The organism is Arcicella rigui (assembly GCF_034929435.1).
GTDB classification, from domain to species: domain Bacteria; phylum Bacteroidota; class Bacteroidia; order Cytophagales; family Spirosomataceae; genus Arcicella; species Arcicella rigui.
The window spans coordinates 127,178-141,719 of record NZ_JAYFUM010000017.1 but is presented as its reverse complement, the minus strand read 5'-3'; the positions used below and the strand labels follow the sequence as shown (position 1 = coordinate 141,719).

General features: G+C 36.3%; 12 protein-coding genes. 5 read left to right on the top strand and 7 right to left on the bottom strand.

The window, feature by feature from the left end; translation table 11 throughout:
* Nucleotides 1–76: 76 nt before the first annotated feature.
* On the bottom strand, nt 77–616 hold the full coding sequence (hpt, locus tag VB248_RS14900; RefSeq protein ID WP_323297592.1) for a hypoxanthine phosphoribosyltransferase: 540 nt from the start codon (nt 614–616) through the stop codon (nt 77–79).
* Between the two features lie 196 nt (nt 617–812).
* Here hpt and VB248_RS14895 point away from each other — a divergent pair, with 196 nt between their 5' ends.
* The 4 genes from VB248_RS14895 to VB248_RS14880 all read left to right on the top strand — a co-directional run bounded on the left by VB248_RS14895 (nt 813) and on the right by VB248_RS14880 (nt 7,802).
* Complete coding sequence (locus tag VB248_RS14895) at nt 813–2,051, top strand: tetratricopeptide repeat protein (RefSeq protein WP_323297591.1); 1,239 nt, start codon at nt 813–815, stop codon at nt 2,049–2,051.
* A 214-nt stretch (nt 2,052–2,265) separates the two neighbouring features.
* Nucleotides 2,266–5,202 (top strand): DEAD/DEAH box helicase, encoded by a 2,937-nt coding sequence (locus VB248_RS14890; RefSeq protein ID WP_323297590.1) that lies wholly within the window; start codon nt 2,266–2,268, stop codon nt 5,200–5,202.
* Nucleotides 5,203–5,248: 46 nt separating this feature from the next.
* Nucleotides 5,249–6,133, top strand: coding sequence for an SMP-30/gluconolactonase/LRE family protein (locus VB248_RS14885; RefSeq protein WP_323297589.1), 885 nt, complete (start codon nt 5,249–5,251; stop codon nt 6,131–6,133).
* Between the two features lie 130 nt (nt 6,134–6,263).
* The gene (locus VB248_RS14880; protein WP_323297588.1) at nt 6,264–7,802 is read left to right on the top strand and encodes a serine hydrolase; all 1,539 of its coding nucleotides are present in this window, start codon (nt 6,264–6,266) and stop codon (nt 7,800–7,802) included.
* A gap of 127 nt (nt 7,803–7,929) precedes the next feature.
* Here VB248_RS14880 and VB248_RS14875 read toward each other — a convergent pair whose 3' ends face one another.
* The 4 genes from VB248_RS14875 to VB248_RS14860 all read right to left on the bottom strand — a co-directional run bounded on the left by VB248_RS14875 (nt 7,930) and on the right by VB248_RS14860 (nt 10,899).
* Complete coding sequence (locus VB248_RS14875; protein ID WP_323297587.1) at nt 7,930–8,694, bottom strand: phosphoglycerol geranylgeranyltransferase; 765 nt, start codon at nt 8,692–8,694, stop codon at nt 7,930–7,932.
* A complete protein-coding gene (locus tag VB248_RS14870) occupies nt 8,672–9,070 on the bottom strand; it encodes a hypothetical protein (RefSeq protein WP_323297586.1) in 399 nt (132 codons plus the stop codon). Before VB248_RS14870 ends, VB248_RS14875 begins: the two co-directional genes overlap by 23 nt.
* A 136-nt stretch (nt 9,071–9,206) precedes the next feature.
* The gene (locus VB248_RS14865; RefSeq protein WP_323297585.1) at nt 9,207–9,560 is read right to left on the bottom strand and encodes a phage holin family protein; all 354 of its coding nucleotides are present in this window, start codon (nt 9,558–9,560) and stop codon (nt 9,207–9,209) included.
* Between the two features lie 28 nt (nt 9,561–9,588).
* Nucleotides 9,589–10,899: an Nramp family divalent metal transporter gene (locus VB248_RS14860; RefSeq protein WP_323297584.1), complete on the bottom strand. Its 1,311-nt coding sequence runs from the start codon at nt 10,897–10,899 to the stop codon at nt 9,589–9,591.
* Between the two features lie 177 nt (nt 10,900–11,076).
* Here VB248_RS14860 and VB248_RS14855 point away from each other — a divergent pair, with 177 nt between their 5' ends.
* Nucleotides 11,077–11,742, top strand: a complete 666-nt coding sequence (locus tag VB248_RS14855) for a metal-dependent transcriptional regulator (protein ID WP_323297583.1) — start codon at nt 11,077–11,079, stop codon at nt 11,740–11,742.
* 245 nt (nt 11,743–11,987) lie between these two features.
* On the opposite strand, the gene eutC is transcribed toward VB248_RS14855, so the two are convergent.
* Nucleotides 11,988–12,749 (bottom strand): ethanolamine ammonia-lyase subunit EutC, encoded by a 762-nt coding sequence (gene eutC / locus VB248_RS14850; protein WP_323297582.1) that lies wholly within the window; start codon nt 12,747–12,749, stop codon nt 11,988–11,990.
* A gap of 15 nt (nt 12,750–12,764) precedes the next feature.
* Nucleotides 12,765–14,540, bottom strand: a complete 1,776-nt coding sequence (gene sppA, locus VB248_RS14845) for a signal peptide peptidase SppA (RefSeq protein ID WP_323297581.1) — start codon at nt 14,538–14,540, stop codon at nt 12,765–12,767.
* Nucleotides 14,541–14,542: the final 2 nt, after the last annotated feature.

Here is a 14,542-nt window from a genome sequence, read left to right as displayed (position 1 = left end):
CAAGCAACAAAATTAAATTAATTATACTTTTAATACAATGTTTTACTTAAAGCTTTAAGCTTATTTTAAGGTATTCCTACTCACACAAAACATATAAATCGGCTAAGTTTCTTCCCAATTCATCGTAGTCTAAACCGTAGCCTAATACAAATTTGTTTTCAAGTTCAAAACCTACGTGTTGGATGTCGATAGGTTGCTTCAGTGCCTCTGGCTTTTGAAAAAGCGTTACGATAGAAAGCGAAGCAGGAGCTTGAGCCAATAATTGCCTTTTGATTTCAATCATCGTCAGCCCTGTGTCGATGATGTCTTCTACTACAATTACGTCTCGCCCTGTTAAAGATTCGTTCAAACCCAAAATTTGCAATACTTTTCCCGTAGATTCGGTGGCTTGATAAGAAGATACTCTTAGGAAAGTAATCTGACAATCCAGTGTAATGGATTTCATCAATTGTGCGGCAAACATAAATGAGCCATTGAGAATGGCAAGGAAAATGGGCTTTTTACCTGCAAAATCTTCATTGAGATTTTGGGCAATATCAGCAATGCGTTCTTCTAAAATGTGTTGAGCAATTAATACTTCAAAGTGTTTATCGTGTACCTGAATTGTTGGTTTCATTCGTTTGTTGTTTCGTCTTAATTTGTAAAAGTACTCGAATCTAAAATGTTCGCCAAATGAGATTATCGTACATCGTGAAGCAAATCTTTTAGGAAGAATCTTTTACAACACTTTTTAAAGAAACGTTTTCGTTAGTACTTCATTAAGTCAATCCTTAAAATTTCCTTAAATTTACATCCTGAAAAGACAATCAACCATGAAAAAAGTATTTGATTTTACGAGTTTTATCAAGATAAGCCTCTCTTGCCTTTTGCTCCTTTGCTACCAACAAACTACAAAAGCCCAATGGTGGGTAGATACCGAAAAAGCAGAAAAGGAACGTTCTAAAGGAATGCTTTTGCTTACTACCGAAGTACAAATTGAGGCTACGCAGGCTATCAATCACATGTATAATTTTAAATTTTATGAAGCTGAAAGAGAATTCAATTATTTAAAAGTAAAATATCCAGAACACCCACTACCTGATTTTTTATTGGGATTGATGGAGTGGTGGAAAATTGTACCCAATACCGAAAACGTGATTTACGACGAACGTTGTTTGGAATACATGGACAAGAGTATCGAAAAAGCCGAAAAAATTTGGGACGATTCTGAAAACCCCGAAGCTGCCTTTTTTATGGCGGCGGCTTATGCGTTCAAAGGACGTTTGCATTCTGAAAGAAAACACTGGACAAAGGCGACTTTTGCCGCTAAAAATGCCTTGAAGTACCTCGACCGTTCGAGAAGTTTCTCTGATTTTAGTCCAGAATTAATGTTTGGCGACGGGCTTTATAATTATTACTTCTATTATGTAAAAGAAAATTACGCCATGTTGCGTCCAGTACTTTGGTTATTTCCCAAAGGCGACAAGGCAAAAGGAATTGCTCAGTTAGAAAAAGTAAGCTATAATGCTTTTTACACTCGTACAGAAGCTCGTTACTTTTTACTCCAGATTTATGGCTTGGAAAACATGAACGACAAAGCCCTGAATTTGGCAAAATATACTTATGAAACTTATCCCGACAATCCTTTTTTCCAAAGATTTTACGCCCGTTGTGCATTCGTGTCTGGCAGAGTACCAGAAGCTAAAGCCTTGGCAAAAGGCATTTTACAAAAAATAGACGAGCATTATCCCGGTTATGAAGGCGTAAGTGGTAGATATGCTTCTTATATTTTGGCTTATTATGCCTTTAATTATGACCGAGACTACGCACAAGCAAAAATTTATTATCAAAAAACCATTGATTTTGCCGTACTCACAGGAACAACCAATTCAGGCTATTACTTATCGTCGATGATTGCTTTGGGAAGAATTTCTTTGCAAGAACAAGATTACGACAAAGCCATTGAGTATTTCAAACAAGTAATTGACGACTCCGACCGCAAATCTCCACAAAGAGACGAAGCAAAAAAATTATTAACAGAAGCTAAAAAAGCCAGAAGAAAGAAAAAGTAACACAAGTTTCCAACTCGTTAAAACATATAATTGACACGAGTTGGAAACTCGGGCTACTGAATATCAAAATATGTCTTTAATTATTTGTTAGAAAGTATCATTTTCGGTATATTTAAAACTCATTATTTTCCAAATAATGAGTTTTTTGTTGATTATCAACATCTTTTATGTTCAAAACAACTTTTTCCTCTGCCGAGAAAATACCTTACTTTCTATGAAAGTTTCTACTACGCAACCTTTTCAGATTATTTATTCGATACTCAACCACGAGTATCTTGGCTATCTTTTTGAAGCCTTTGTCGTACAATTGGACGATAAAGGAGAACTGACCTTGCTGAATCAAAACGTTTCTATCAAAAATATTTCAGAGTTTGCCCACGGCTTAGACCCACAAGATTTGAAATTGGTAAAACTCATCGACTCGCTTCAATCTGAAAATATTTATAAAAAATTTGTAGGTACAAAAAAGAGAACCGTTGTTGATTTTTTCTTGAAAGTATATGACCCTCAAAAAGGCGAAAAAGGCTTGCAGGAACTCATCGCTACTTATATCGAAAAAATAAAAGCTGAAATGTTGCCTTTGCTACTGGGCAAAAAGCTTTTCATTATGGGCGGTGATGGCAATCCGATTTGGCAATCCATTGAAGTATTACCTGAAAAAGCAACCGTACTTTTTCATTTTATGCGAAATAGTGATAACACTCATTATTTCCCAACGATAAAATACGAAGGGCAAAAAGTGGATTTTCAATACAAAAACGCCTTTATCGTTTGCGACGAACCCGCTTGGATTATTGTTGAAAACAAATTGTATCATTTTGCCAAAGAAGTTGACGGCAAAAAACTGCGTCCTTTCTTTCAGAAGAAATTTATTCTGATTCCGAAAAATTTGGAAGAAGATTATTACCGCAAGTTTGTTTCGTCTATCATTTCAATGTTTGATGTACACGCCAAAGGTTTTGAAATTCGTACTGAAGCCTATCAAGGAGTTCCGATTTTGAATGTATCCGAACAAAAAGTACTGCAAAGTAGCCTTTTTGAAAACCAAAGTACAAACAATATTGAAGACGAAGACATTGCCTTAAATATCCACTTGGCTTTTCAGTACGGAAAATATACTTTTCGTTTTGATAGTTTTTCCACAGAAGTAAATGTAAGTATGGAAAAAAAAGGCGACGATTATGTTTTTCATAGAGTTCGCCGAGATTTAGATTTTGAAAAATCAACCTTGCTTTTGCTCAATTCTTTGGGTTTAGACCTCAAAAACGGAAGAATGTTATTGCCCAAAAGTGATGCTTTCGCTTGGATTCAGAAAAACTATGCTTCACTTACCGAAAAAGGATTTTTGATTGAGCAAAATGTGCAGGACGATGGCAAAAAGTACTTCTTGGGTTATTCAAATATTGAAGTAAATATCACCGAAGGAAACGATTGGTTTGATATTCACGCTATTGTGCATTTCGGAGAATTTGAAATTCCCTTTTTGAAACTCCGCAATTTGATTCTTCACAAAAAACGAGAATTTACTTTACCCAACGGTGAAATTGCGGTGATTCCCGAAATTTGGTTTACGCAGTATTCTGAATTGTTCGCTTTTATCGAACAACATACTGAACGTGAAGGATTTATCTTGAAAAAACATCATTTATCTTTGGTTCAAGATTTACAAAGTGAATCGTTGGCAACGGCTGTTTTGAGTAGAAAATTAGAAAAACTGAGAGATTTTGAGGAAATACAATCGTACCATTTACCCAAAGGTTTCAAAGGAAGTTTGCGTCCGTACCAAAAAGCAGGTTATGATTGGATGCGTTTTTTGAATGATTATCATTTTGGCGGATGCCTTGCCGATGATATGGGTTTAGGAAAAACCGTTCAGACACTTACTTTACTCCAGTCGCAGAAAGAGCAAGAAATTCCACAGCCAAGTTTGTTGATTTTACCCACTTCGCTGATTTATAACTGGGAAATGGAAGCTCGGAAATTTACGCCAGAGCTTAAAATCTTGACTTATACAGGTACATATCGAGATAAAAATATTGAACACTTCGACCAGTACGACGTAGTAATTACCACTTACGGAATCGTAAGAATTGATATAGATTTATTAAAAAATTATCGTTTTAACTATGTGATTTTAGATGAATCGCAGGCGATAAAAAATCCAGCATCTTACATTACCAAAGCCGTTATGCAGTTGAATACTCGCAATCGTTTGGTACTTACAGGTACGCCTTTGGAAAACAGTACGATGGATTTATGGTCGCAGATGACTTTTATCAATCCGGGATTATTGGGTTCTCAGCATTTTTTCAGAAATGAATTCCAAGTACCGATTGAAAAAAAGGGAGACGATGCCAAAATGCAAAGGCTGTATTCTATCATCAAACCTTTTATGCTAAGAAGGCACAAGTCGCAAGTAGCCACCGAACTACCGCCAAAAATTGAAAGTATTCACTATGCCCAAATGACTGACCAACAGGAAAAAGAGTACGAAGAAGCGAAATCGTATTTCAGAAATTTGATTTTAGAGCATATTGAAGAAGCAGGAATGGCGATGTCGCAAATGGTAGTTTTGCAAGGTTTGACCAAATTACGCCAATTGGCAAATCACCCAAAAATGACCGACGGTACTTATGAAGGCGATTCGGGGAAATTACAAGATGTATTGGAGAAATTAGATTCAATTCTGGAAGAAGGACATAAAGTATTGATTTTTAGTCAATTTGTAAAACATCTTGATTTGTTCAGAGAAGAACTCGACAAAGCCAATCGTGTCTATGCTTACTTGGATGGAAGTACCCACGACCGACAAGCACAAGTAGAGAAATTTCAGCATAATGAAGACGTTCGGATTTTCTTGATTTCACTCAAAGCAGGCGGTTTGGGGCTAAATCTTACCGCAGCCGATTATGTCTTTATTTTAGACCCTTGGTGGAATCCAGCAATTGAAGCCCAAGCCATCGACAGAGCTCACCGAATTGGGCAAGTAAATACGGTTTTTACCTATAAATTTATTACTAAAAATACCGTAGAAGAAAAGATTTTAGCCCTACAACAAAGCAAACAACGCCTTGCCAATGAGCTAATTACCACAGAAGAAAGTTTTGTAAAATCACTTACCAAAGATGATGTATTGGCATTGTTGGAGTAAGAGTAATGTATGCAATTATTTAAACCCTAAATTTTACATAAATCTAATGACACAAATTAAAGCACAGTTATTTTATGAATCTGACTGTTTACTCGGAGAAGGTCCTCTTTGGGATTTTGAAAATAAAAAAATTTACTGGGTAGATATTGAAGGGTGTAAAGTACATTCTTTAGATTTAATCAATAAAGAACATAAGTTTTGGAGAACCCCAGCAATGGTTGGTGCTGTATCACTTACTAATAAAAAAGATATTTTACTATTGGGGATGCAGGGACAATTAGCTTTACTCAATACAATTTCCGATAATATAGAGGTTTGTGGAAAAATAGATGAATCAAAAACTAAAAATCGATGTAATGATGGACAAATTGATGCTTTAGGTCGTCTTTGGATAGGGACAATGCAAGTGTCAAATCAAAAGAATGAGGGTTCTTTATTCTGTGTATCTTCAGATATGAAACCTGCGGTAAAATTAACCAACTTAGGAATTTCAAATGGAATAGGATGGTCATTAGATGATAAGACTTTATACTTTATTGACTCAATGGATAATTGTATCAAAGCTTTTGATTTTGATTTATTGAACAAAAATATTGGAGAACCGATAACTATTTATAAAGTTAAGAAAGATGAAGTTCCAGACGGTATGTGTGTAGATTCAGAGGGAATGCTCTGGGTTGCTTTCTGGGACGGGTTTCGAGTTGCAAGGATAAATCCGAATTCTGGTGAAGAAATAGCCGAAGTAGTTGTTCCTGTACCTTTAGTTACTTCTTGTACTTTTGTTGGTGAAAATTTAGATCAACTTATAATTACAACAGCAAGGGTGGGCTTATCTAAAGAACAGTTAGAGACATATCCATTAAGTGGAAGCATCTTTATTACTAATCCTGGAACGACAGGACGTAAGGTTAATGTGTTTGAATGTGGTTAATGTTATTTTTCAAATGAGCCTTTACTAATGTTTATTGGAAAAAGTGAAAAATCAACATCAATATTTCAGAAGTTTTATACGATAAGATATTATTGATTGACTGTATAAGCTTTTTATAAAATTAAATGCCATGACGAATCGCTTTTTTACTTCTTTTTTATGCTGTTTATTAACCTCTTGTGTATTGGTAGCTCAGAAAAAAGAGCTTACTAAAAAACCGTTATCCGACGCACAACTTGCAACGCTTTTTGATGGCTATATCCAAAATTCACTATCGCTCTGGAAAACGCCCGGACTTTCGGTAGTAGTAGTAAAAGACGGCAATGTAGTATTGAAAAAAGCCTATGGCGTAAAAAACAACACCACCAAAGAACCTTATACTACGGCTACTTTATCTACTTGTGCTTCTACCACAAAAGCGATGACGGCTCTTTGTCTGGGTATTTTGGTAGATGAAGGAAAAGTAAAATGGAACGACAGAGTAATAGATATTTTACCAGAATTTCGTTTGTCGAACCCCAATACTACGGCAGAAATTAGGGTAAAAGATTTATTGACACACAATGCAGGACTTGGCAATGCCGACTTGCTATGGGTTTTGGGATATTCTTCTTCTGAAATTTTGCAGAGAATGCAGTATATTCCTATGGCGTACTCTTTGCGTTCTTCGTTTATTTATCAGAATGTAATGTATTTAGTGGCTGGCGAAGTCATTAAAAAAGTAAGTGGAAAAACTTGGAGTGAATTTATCACTGAAAAAATTTTTACTCCGCTGAAAATGACCAATACTTATGCAGATTATTCAAAAATTCCTGCCACAGCTTCAAAGACAAGTCCGCATTACAAAGACAAAGCCTTAGCGGATTCTATCAGAGCCATTGGTTATTTAGATGGCGATGTAGTTGGCCCAGCGGGTGGCGTTTGGTCTTGTGGAGATGACATTAGCAAGTGGTTGCAATTTTTACAAGACAGTACCAAAATAGAAGGAAAAGCCATTTTAAAAGCCCAAACATTTTCTGAATTATTCAAGCCACAATCCTTTGTTACGGCAAGTGAGTTTTATCCAACCGCTCGTTTAACCAAACCTCATTGGACTACCTATGGTTTGGGTTGGTTTCAACAAGATTATCGTGGAAAAATGGTTCAGTTTCATACAGGAAGTTTAGACGGCTTGGTGGCAATTGCAGGCACAATTCCAGACGAACGTATTTCTATTTACGTTTTCGGAAACCTCGACCACAGCGAAATTCGCCATGCTTTACTCTTCAAAGCTTTTGATTTATGGAGTTTTCAAGACAATACTAAAGATTGGAGTAACGATTTCTTCCAACTTTACAAAGGAATCATCGACAACGCTCGCAAGAAAGAAAATGAAGAATTAGCAAAAAGAGTAATCAATACTCGTCCCTCTTTGCCTTTGACTGCCTATACAGGAAAATACGAAAATGAAGTATATGGAAGTTTAGAAGTAATCTTAAAGAATGACATTTTAGTACTAACTCAGCCCAATAATATTAGCTTTAGTTTAGAGCATTGGCATTACGATACTTTCTTGGGACAAAGTAATAACTGGTGGTGGGGAAAATCGGGAGTACAGTTTTCTTTAGACTTTGAAGGAAAATCAGGAAGTTTATCATTAGACGGAATTCCTTTTAGGAAAGTAAATTAAGTGAAGTGATTGGTGTTTAGTATTTTATTAAAGTTTTTAATTATCAAACATTTACGACAAATAAAAAGAGGTCAGAAAATAATATTCTGACCTCTTTTTTATGTTTAAACTCTTAAAAAATCACGTTCTACGCAAGCAAATTAACTTCATTATAAACTCGCACTGTTTCAGCAATTTCTTTGAGTAAGCTTAGTCTTTCTTCAATACCATTTCCAACTACAATTACGTCTGCACCTGCTTGTAGGGCTTCTTTTGCTTTTTGTGAAGTATTGATACCTCCGCCAACAATCACAGGAATATCTACGGATTTCTGCACGGCTTTTATCATTGCCTGAGAAATGGTTTTCTTTGCTCCTGAGCCAGCGTCCATGTAGATAAGTTTTAGCCCCAACATTTCGCCAGCCATTGCTGTACAAGCCGCTACACTTGGTTTATCGTGCGGAATAGGCGTTGTATTTGAAATGTACGAAACCGTAGTTTGCTGTCCGCTATCAACAATCATATAACCTGTTGCTAATACTTCAATGCCACTTCGCTTGAGAATGGGAGCAGAAATAATTTGCTGACCTATCAAATAATCAGGATTTCGCCCCGAAATCAAGGAAAGGAACAACACACCATCTACTTTGTTGTTGAGGTGCAAACTATTTCCCGGAAATAATAAGACAGGAATATCAGTATGTTTTTTTAGCTGTGATATTACTTCTTCCATGATATGGCTGGTAATTAGGCTACCACCCACAAAAAAGAAATCTACGGATTCTTGTTTACTCAAGTCTATTAAATGCGAAAAGCTGTCTTCATTGACTTTGTCGGGGTCAATCAAGACAGCAAATGCCTTTTTGCCTTGAGCTTTCAGCTCATAAAATTTATTCAGAAGGTTTCTCTGCATGATTCTCTTTTAAAATCGTCAAGGCTTCTATGAGTTTATCTTTGGCAACTGCGATAAGAAATGCCATCATATAGCCTTTAATAGATGATACAACCCAAGATTCCTTACTTTTTTCTTTTTTTACAAGAACGGGCAAATTGGTATTTTCTGGTACTTTTTCTACTTTTTTCTTTTCTGTGTCAGAAACCAAAAAGTCAAATAGCCAATAAGTAGTCACCAAAACGGTTCCTATAATCAAGGCAGTTGTACTGATACGAACAGCTTCGGATTTTATTTCCTCTACTTGTCCTTCAATTACCTTTTTGTATGCTTTTGCCTCTTCTTGTAATTGTCGTTTGCGGTCAGAGGTCTTTTGTGGTTTTATTGCTGGAAACATAACGTTACGTTTGCTGTTATTATTCGACTCATATTGCGTTCATATTTCGTTAATATAATAACTCTGTACGTAATTAAACTATTCAAAAGTACTAAAAAAATCGTTTTGACAGAAAATTCCACGAAGAAATCCCCTCTTAATTTTCATAATATATCGTTTCTGATGACTCTTTAGCGATTTCTTCGAGTGTCTTTGGTCTAAAAGTTTCTTTTGCACAATAAAACACAATCCCTGCACCAGTAGCCAAAAGAAGCGTTACGATAAGAAAACCAAGGTACTTGCTCTCTAAAATAAAATTAAGGTAAAGAGCTATGGTTAAGAGTAAAAAAATCAAAAAAGTACTAACAAGTATTAATAGAATTGCCCCAATGATGAGTTTCTTCATCACAGCCTCTATCCTTTCTTCTACTTCTACTTTGGCGATTTCTATATTGGTATTGATATATTTATAGATATTCTCAATTAATCCTGATGTTTCTGATGATTTCATAATTTGAGATTTTTGTCAATACAAATAACTAAAAAATAGTGTCCCAAAGCAAATATCCATTCAAGGCGATGATGATGATTGCTACAATCCAAGAGGTTATTTTTATCAAAGGTGAATTCGCAAATTCGCCCATTTCTTTTTTGTCATTTGTAAAAATAATCAGTGGCACAACCGCAAAACTCAATTGCAAGGATAAAATTACCTGACTAAGAATCAGTAAATCGCCAGTTCCTTTTTCTCCGTAAAGTATCGTTACGATTAGGGCAGGAATCACGGCAATCAATCGAGTAATAAGTCTTCGCAACCACGGTTTTAAAGTCAAGTTCAAAAAACCCTCCATCACGATTTGTCCTGCTAAAGTACCTGTCAGAGTAGAGTTTTGACCAGACGCCAACAAGGCTACGGCAAAAAACAATCCTGCCAATTTTACACCCAAAACAGGGTCGAGCAAATGATAAGCGTCGTTAATATCCGCTACATTTTGATTGCCTGTATGATGAAAAGTAGCGGCTGAAATAATTAAAATAGCAGCATTGATAAAAAACGCTAAAGACAAAGACAAGTTAGAATCTATCGTGGCGAAGAAAATGGCTGAACGTCTTCCTTCGTTAGTTTTATCAAAATTTCGAGTTTGTACAATACTTGAATGTAAGTACAAATTATGAGGCATAACGGTTGCCCCTAAAATTCCGATGGCAACGTACAACATTTCAGGGTTAGTGACGATTTCGGGCTTTGGTAAAATATTACCAAAAATTTGTGTAATCGAAGGCTGAGAAACGGCTATTTCATAAGCAAAACAGCAAAAAATCATAAAAATTAGCCCTCCGACGATACACTCTAAAGCTCTAAAACCTTTGCCTTGAAAATATAAAAGTACCAACACATCCAAAACCGTAATAACAACACCCACTGAAAGCGGTAAACCAAACAATAAATTTATGGCAATAGCCGAACCGATTACTTCTGCCAAGTCGCAGGCAGCAATGGCGATTTCGCACAAAACCCACAAAGCAATTGAAACAGGCTTTGAATAAGCATGGCGACAAGCCTGAGCTAAGTCTCGTCCGGTGGCAATACCCAACTTCAAGGCTAAATGTTGCAACAACATCGCAAAAAGATTAGAAATCAGAATGACAGAAATAAGTGTGTAACCAAATTTTGCTCCACCAGAAATATCCGTTGCCCAGTTGCCCGGGTCCATATAACCAACCGCAACCATTAAGCCCGGCCCAGTAAATACCCACAATTTTTTGCCAAAAGAACCCGTTTTAGGCACTTTTACCGAACCATAAACTTCTGGTAATGAATGATGTATCTCTGTGTTTTTTATATTCATACTCATTTGAATTTAGAAGCGTAAGTAATTGTCATATTTATTGTACGTAAATTTATTTTCAAAAAGCTACAATTCAAAATATTTTTTTAGATTAACCTAAAATTTATTTTTTTCCATCTTAAATAATACCTTTGTAATATTAAGAAAAGACTCCATTATCCATAAAATATATTCGTTATGACTTCATTCACGGAAGAAAACTATCTTAAAATCATCTATAAACTTTCTGCTGAAACCAACAGTGAAGTAAGTACGAATGCCGTAGCAGAACTGACGCTCACCAAAGCGGCTTCGGTGTCGGATATGCTGCGTAAACTTTCTGAAAAACAGCTTGTTAAATACCAAAAATACCAAGGTGTTAGGCTTACAGAATTGGGGGAGTCGGTAGCCCTAAAGGTTATCAGAAAGCATCGTTTGTGGGAAGTATTTTTAGTTGAAAAATTGGGGTTTAACTGGGATGAAGTACACGAAATTGCAGAGCAATTAGAACATATTGATTCAGAAGAATTGGTCGAACGATTAGATGAGTTTTTGGGTTTTCCTAAATTCGACCCGCACGGCGACCCTATTCCAGATATGAACGGACTTATGCCTGAACTGAGGCATCAATGTTTGTCGGAAATTGGCATTGGACAATTGGTAGTAATGGTTGGCGTAGCAGAACACTCTGCGGCATTTTTGCAGTACTTAGCCAAAATTGGTCTGACGCTGGGAAGTCAAATAAAGATTACGGAATTTAATGAGTTTGATAAATCATTATCTGTAAATATTGGCGATAATCTTAGCCATTTTATCAGTCATGAGGTTGCTAAAAACCTACTTGTCGAAAGCTTCAAACACTGATAACCAATCATTTGCACAGCCGAAAATAAAAAAACCTAACTTTGCCGCCACAAAGTTAGGTCAAAAATATTTGCGTTGTAAGAACACATTACAAAGTTAAAAAAAAGAAGTTTCAAGTCAAGTGAAATGAGAAAAATATACTTTAAAGTATTACTTTATTACTTAAATAAAGCAATTTGTTTTTAATATTAAGCCAAATAGACGATAAAATTCTTAAAATACCTCATTTGGCTTTACAGATTGCTCTAATTTAATAGATTATCCTGCATTTCGTCTTTTAAATTCACTCCACTGATTTTTTTCACGTTCATTTCTTGAAGTAAATACCACATTTTTTCGACAGCCATTTCATACGATAGCCCTTCTGGACGAATGTTGGAGATACAGTTTCTACTTTCATCGGTTAGTCCCAATTTAGGTTGGTAAGTAATATAAGCTCCCATACTGTTGGGAGAACTCAAACCCGGGCGTTCGCCAATAAGCATTACCACAATTTTAGCCTTTAAAATAAAGCCAATTTCATCCGCAATAGCTACTCTTCCCTGTTCAACAATACAAATAGGAGCAATTTGCCAGTTTGCTTCCGTTAGTTTGGGCATTAGTTTATCTAAAAAAGCAAAAGCGTGTTCGTTAATGGCCGTTGCCGAAAGCCCATCTGCCAATACAAAACATATATCGGCTTCGGTGGCTTCTTCTTCTAATAAAATTTTTCTGGAAGCTTCGCTTAGGGTTCTGCCTAAATCAGGTCTTTGCAAGTACTGCGACCGTGACTTTACTTCGCTTTGTAACCTCAGCACTTCCAAATTGAAAGTGCTGAGTAAAGCTTGGAATAATTCTAATACTTTTAATTCTGAGTAAACAGCATCTCTTGCCTGAGCGTGGTCTGCTTGGAAATGTAGGAGTTCGGCGGTTGGCAAGCTATGACCAGCACGCCCACGAGCAATACGGGCGGGTGTATAGGTTTGTAAAAATTGCCACTGGTCAGCTTGCTTCGTCTCGATACTCATCTTTATATTTCAAGATTATTTAAAATCAATTACTTCGGGCATTAAAGCCATGATACCTTCACGAGCTTTCAAATCTTGAATTTGTTTTACATAAGGAGCTAATTCGCCAAATTGAGCTTTCATAATTTTAGCTTGTGCTTCCTCCTCTTTTTTCTCAAAAATTTCTTCTATGAAAGATTTTGGCTGTGGATAAAACTTCGCTTTGTAGTCACCTTCTTTCAATTTGGCTTTTTTTGCGGCAATTTTAATTGCATCATCCAAACCGCCCAACACATCTACTAAACCATTGGCTTTTGCTTCAATGCCCGACCAAACGTGTCCTCCTGCTAATGATTTTAATTTTTCAATACTCATTCTTCTACCTTTGGCTGCTTTAGAAGTAAAGGTTTCATAACCTGCATCTACACTTCTTTGAAACCAATCTTTTTCAAAATCGGTCATTTCACGAGTAACCGTTGGGAAATCTGAGTGGGCATTGGTATTCACACGGTCGTTGGTGATACCAAGTTTATTTTTAAGGAAATTTTCAAAATTAAAGAACTGAGCAAAAATTCCGATAGAACCCGTAATCGTAGTCGGTTCGGCAACAATGGTATCTGCTGCCATTGCCATATAATAACCACCAGAAGCCGCATAATCTGCCATTGAAGCAATGACTGGTTTTACTTTCTTGGCTAATTCTACTTCTCTCCACATCACATCCGAAGCCAAAGATGAACCGCCCGGACTATCAATTCTTAAAACGATTGCTTTTACTCTCTTATCATCACGAGCTTTGCGTAATTCAGCTACCCAATCATCTGAGCCAATATTTCCTTTGTCAGCTTTTGGGCCAATGATTGCTCCTTCACCCACAATTACAGCGATTTTATTCTGAGTATCATTGTACGGAATGGCAGACTCTGCTTTCAAGAATTTTGAAAGTCCTACAAATTCAATTTTGTCTTCTGATTGTTTTTTAAGTGTTTTTTTGAAATCCGCTTCAAACTCATCGTAGTAACCAATATCAGTTACTAATTTTGCGGCTAAAGCTCCTTTTGGTTTATAAGCCAATAATTCGTCTGCTACTTTCTTGAGGGTTGCTACGTCTGTATTGCGTGAGGCGGCGATTTGCTCAAAAATATGGTCATTGATTGTATTCAACAATGAAGAGTATTGAGCTTTGTTGGCTTCACTCATATTTTCACGTATATAAGGCTCAACCGCCGACTTATACTCTCCTACTCTAAATACCACAGGTTTGATGTCTAATTTATCCAACGCACCTTTATAAAAACTTACTTCTGCACTGATACCATTGAAGTCCATTCCGCCCGCTGGATTCAGATAAATTTTATCTGAAATAGAAGTAACGTAATAGCCTTTTTCGGTAAAAGATTCACCGTAACTATAAATAAATTTACCTGATTTTTTAAATGCTAAAAGGGCATTTCTGATTTCTTCTAATTGAGCATAACCCGCTTGCGGATAATGTGCTTGAAGATAAATTCCTTTGATATGGCTATCTGCGGCGGCACGTCTGAGGGCTTCTCTGATTTGTACCATTCCGATACTTTCGTTATTATCAGCGAAAGGCCCACCCAAATCTTTGAAAGGGTTTTCGTCGTCGCTTACATTTTCAACAATTGGGTGATTGAGGTCTAATTTCAATACGGAATTGTCTTTCAAAGCGGTTGTCTCTTGCGAAGAACCTACCGCAGCAGCAATGCCAACGATTATAAAAAAACCAACAATAGTGAACACGATTAATCCTACAATGGTGGCTAAAACATATTTAAGAAATTGTAACATGA

Coding starts and splice junctions, on each gene's coding strand:
- eutC (WP_323297582.1), bottom strand. CDS start 12,749: ATGAGTATCGAGACGAAGCAAGCTGACCAGTGGCAATTTTTACAAACC.
- VB248_RS14880 (WP_323297588.1), top strand. CDS start 6,264: ATGACGAATCGCTTTTTTACTTCTTTTTTATGCTGTTTATTAACCTCT.
- VB248_RS14895 (WP_323297591.1), top strand. CDS start 813: ATGAAAAAAGTATTTGATTTTACGAGTTTTATCAAGATAAGCCTCTCT.
- VB248_RS14865 (WP_323297585.1), bottom strand. CDS start 9,560: ATGAAATCATCAGAAACATCAGGATTAATTGAGAATATCTATAAATAT.
- VB248_RS14885 (WP_323297589.1), top strand. CDS start 5,249: ATGACACAAATTAAAGCACAGTTATTTTATGAATCTGACTGTTTACTC.
- sppA (WP_323297581.1), bottom strand. CDS start 14,540: ATGTTACAATTTCTTAAATATGTTTTAGCCACCATTGTAGGATTAATC.
- VB248_RS14870 (WP_323297586.1), bottom strand. CDS start 9,070: ATGTTTCCAGCAATAAAACCACAAAAGACCTCTGACCGCAAACGACAA.
- VB248_RS14855 (WP_323297583.1), top strand. CDS start 11,077: ATGACTTCATTCACGGAAGAAAACTATCTTAAAATCATCTATAAACTT.
- VB248_RS14860 (WP_323297584.1), bottom strand. CDS start 10,899: ATGAATATAAAAAACACAGAGATACATCATTCATTACCAGAAGTTTAT.
- hpt (WP_323297592.1), bottom strand. CDS start 616: ATGAAACCAACAATTCAGGTACACGATAAACACTTTGAAGTATTAATT.
- VB248_RS14875 (WP_323297587.1), bottom strand. CDS start 8,694: ATGCAGAGAAACCTTCTGAATAAATTTTATGAGCTGAAAGCTCAAGGC.
- VB248_RS14890 (WP_323297590.1), top strand. CDS start 2,266: ATGAAAGTTTCTACTACGCAACCTTTTCAGATTATTTATTCGATACTC.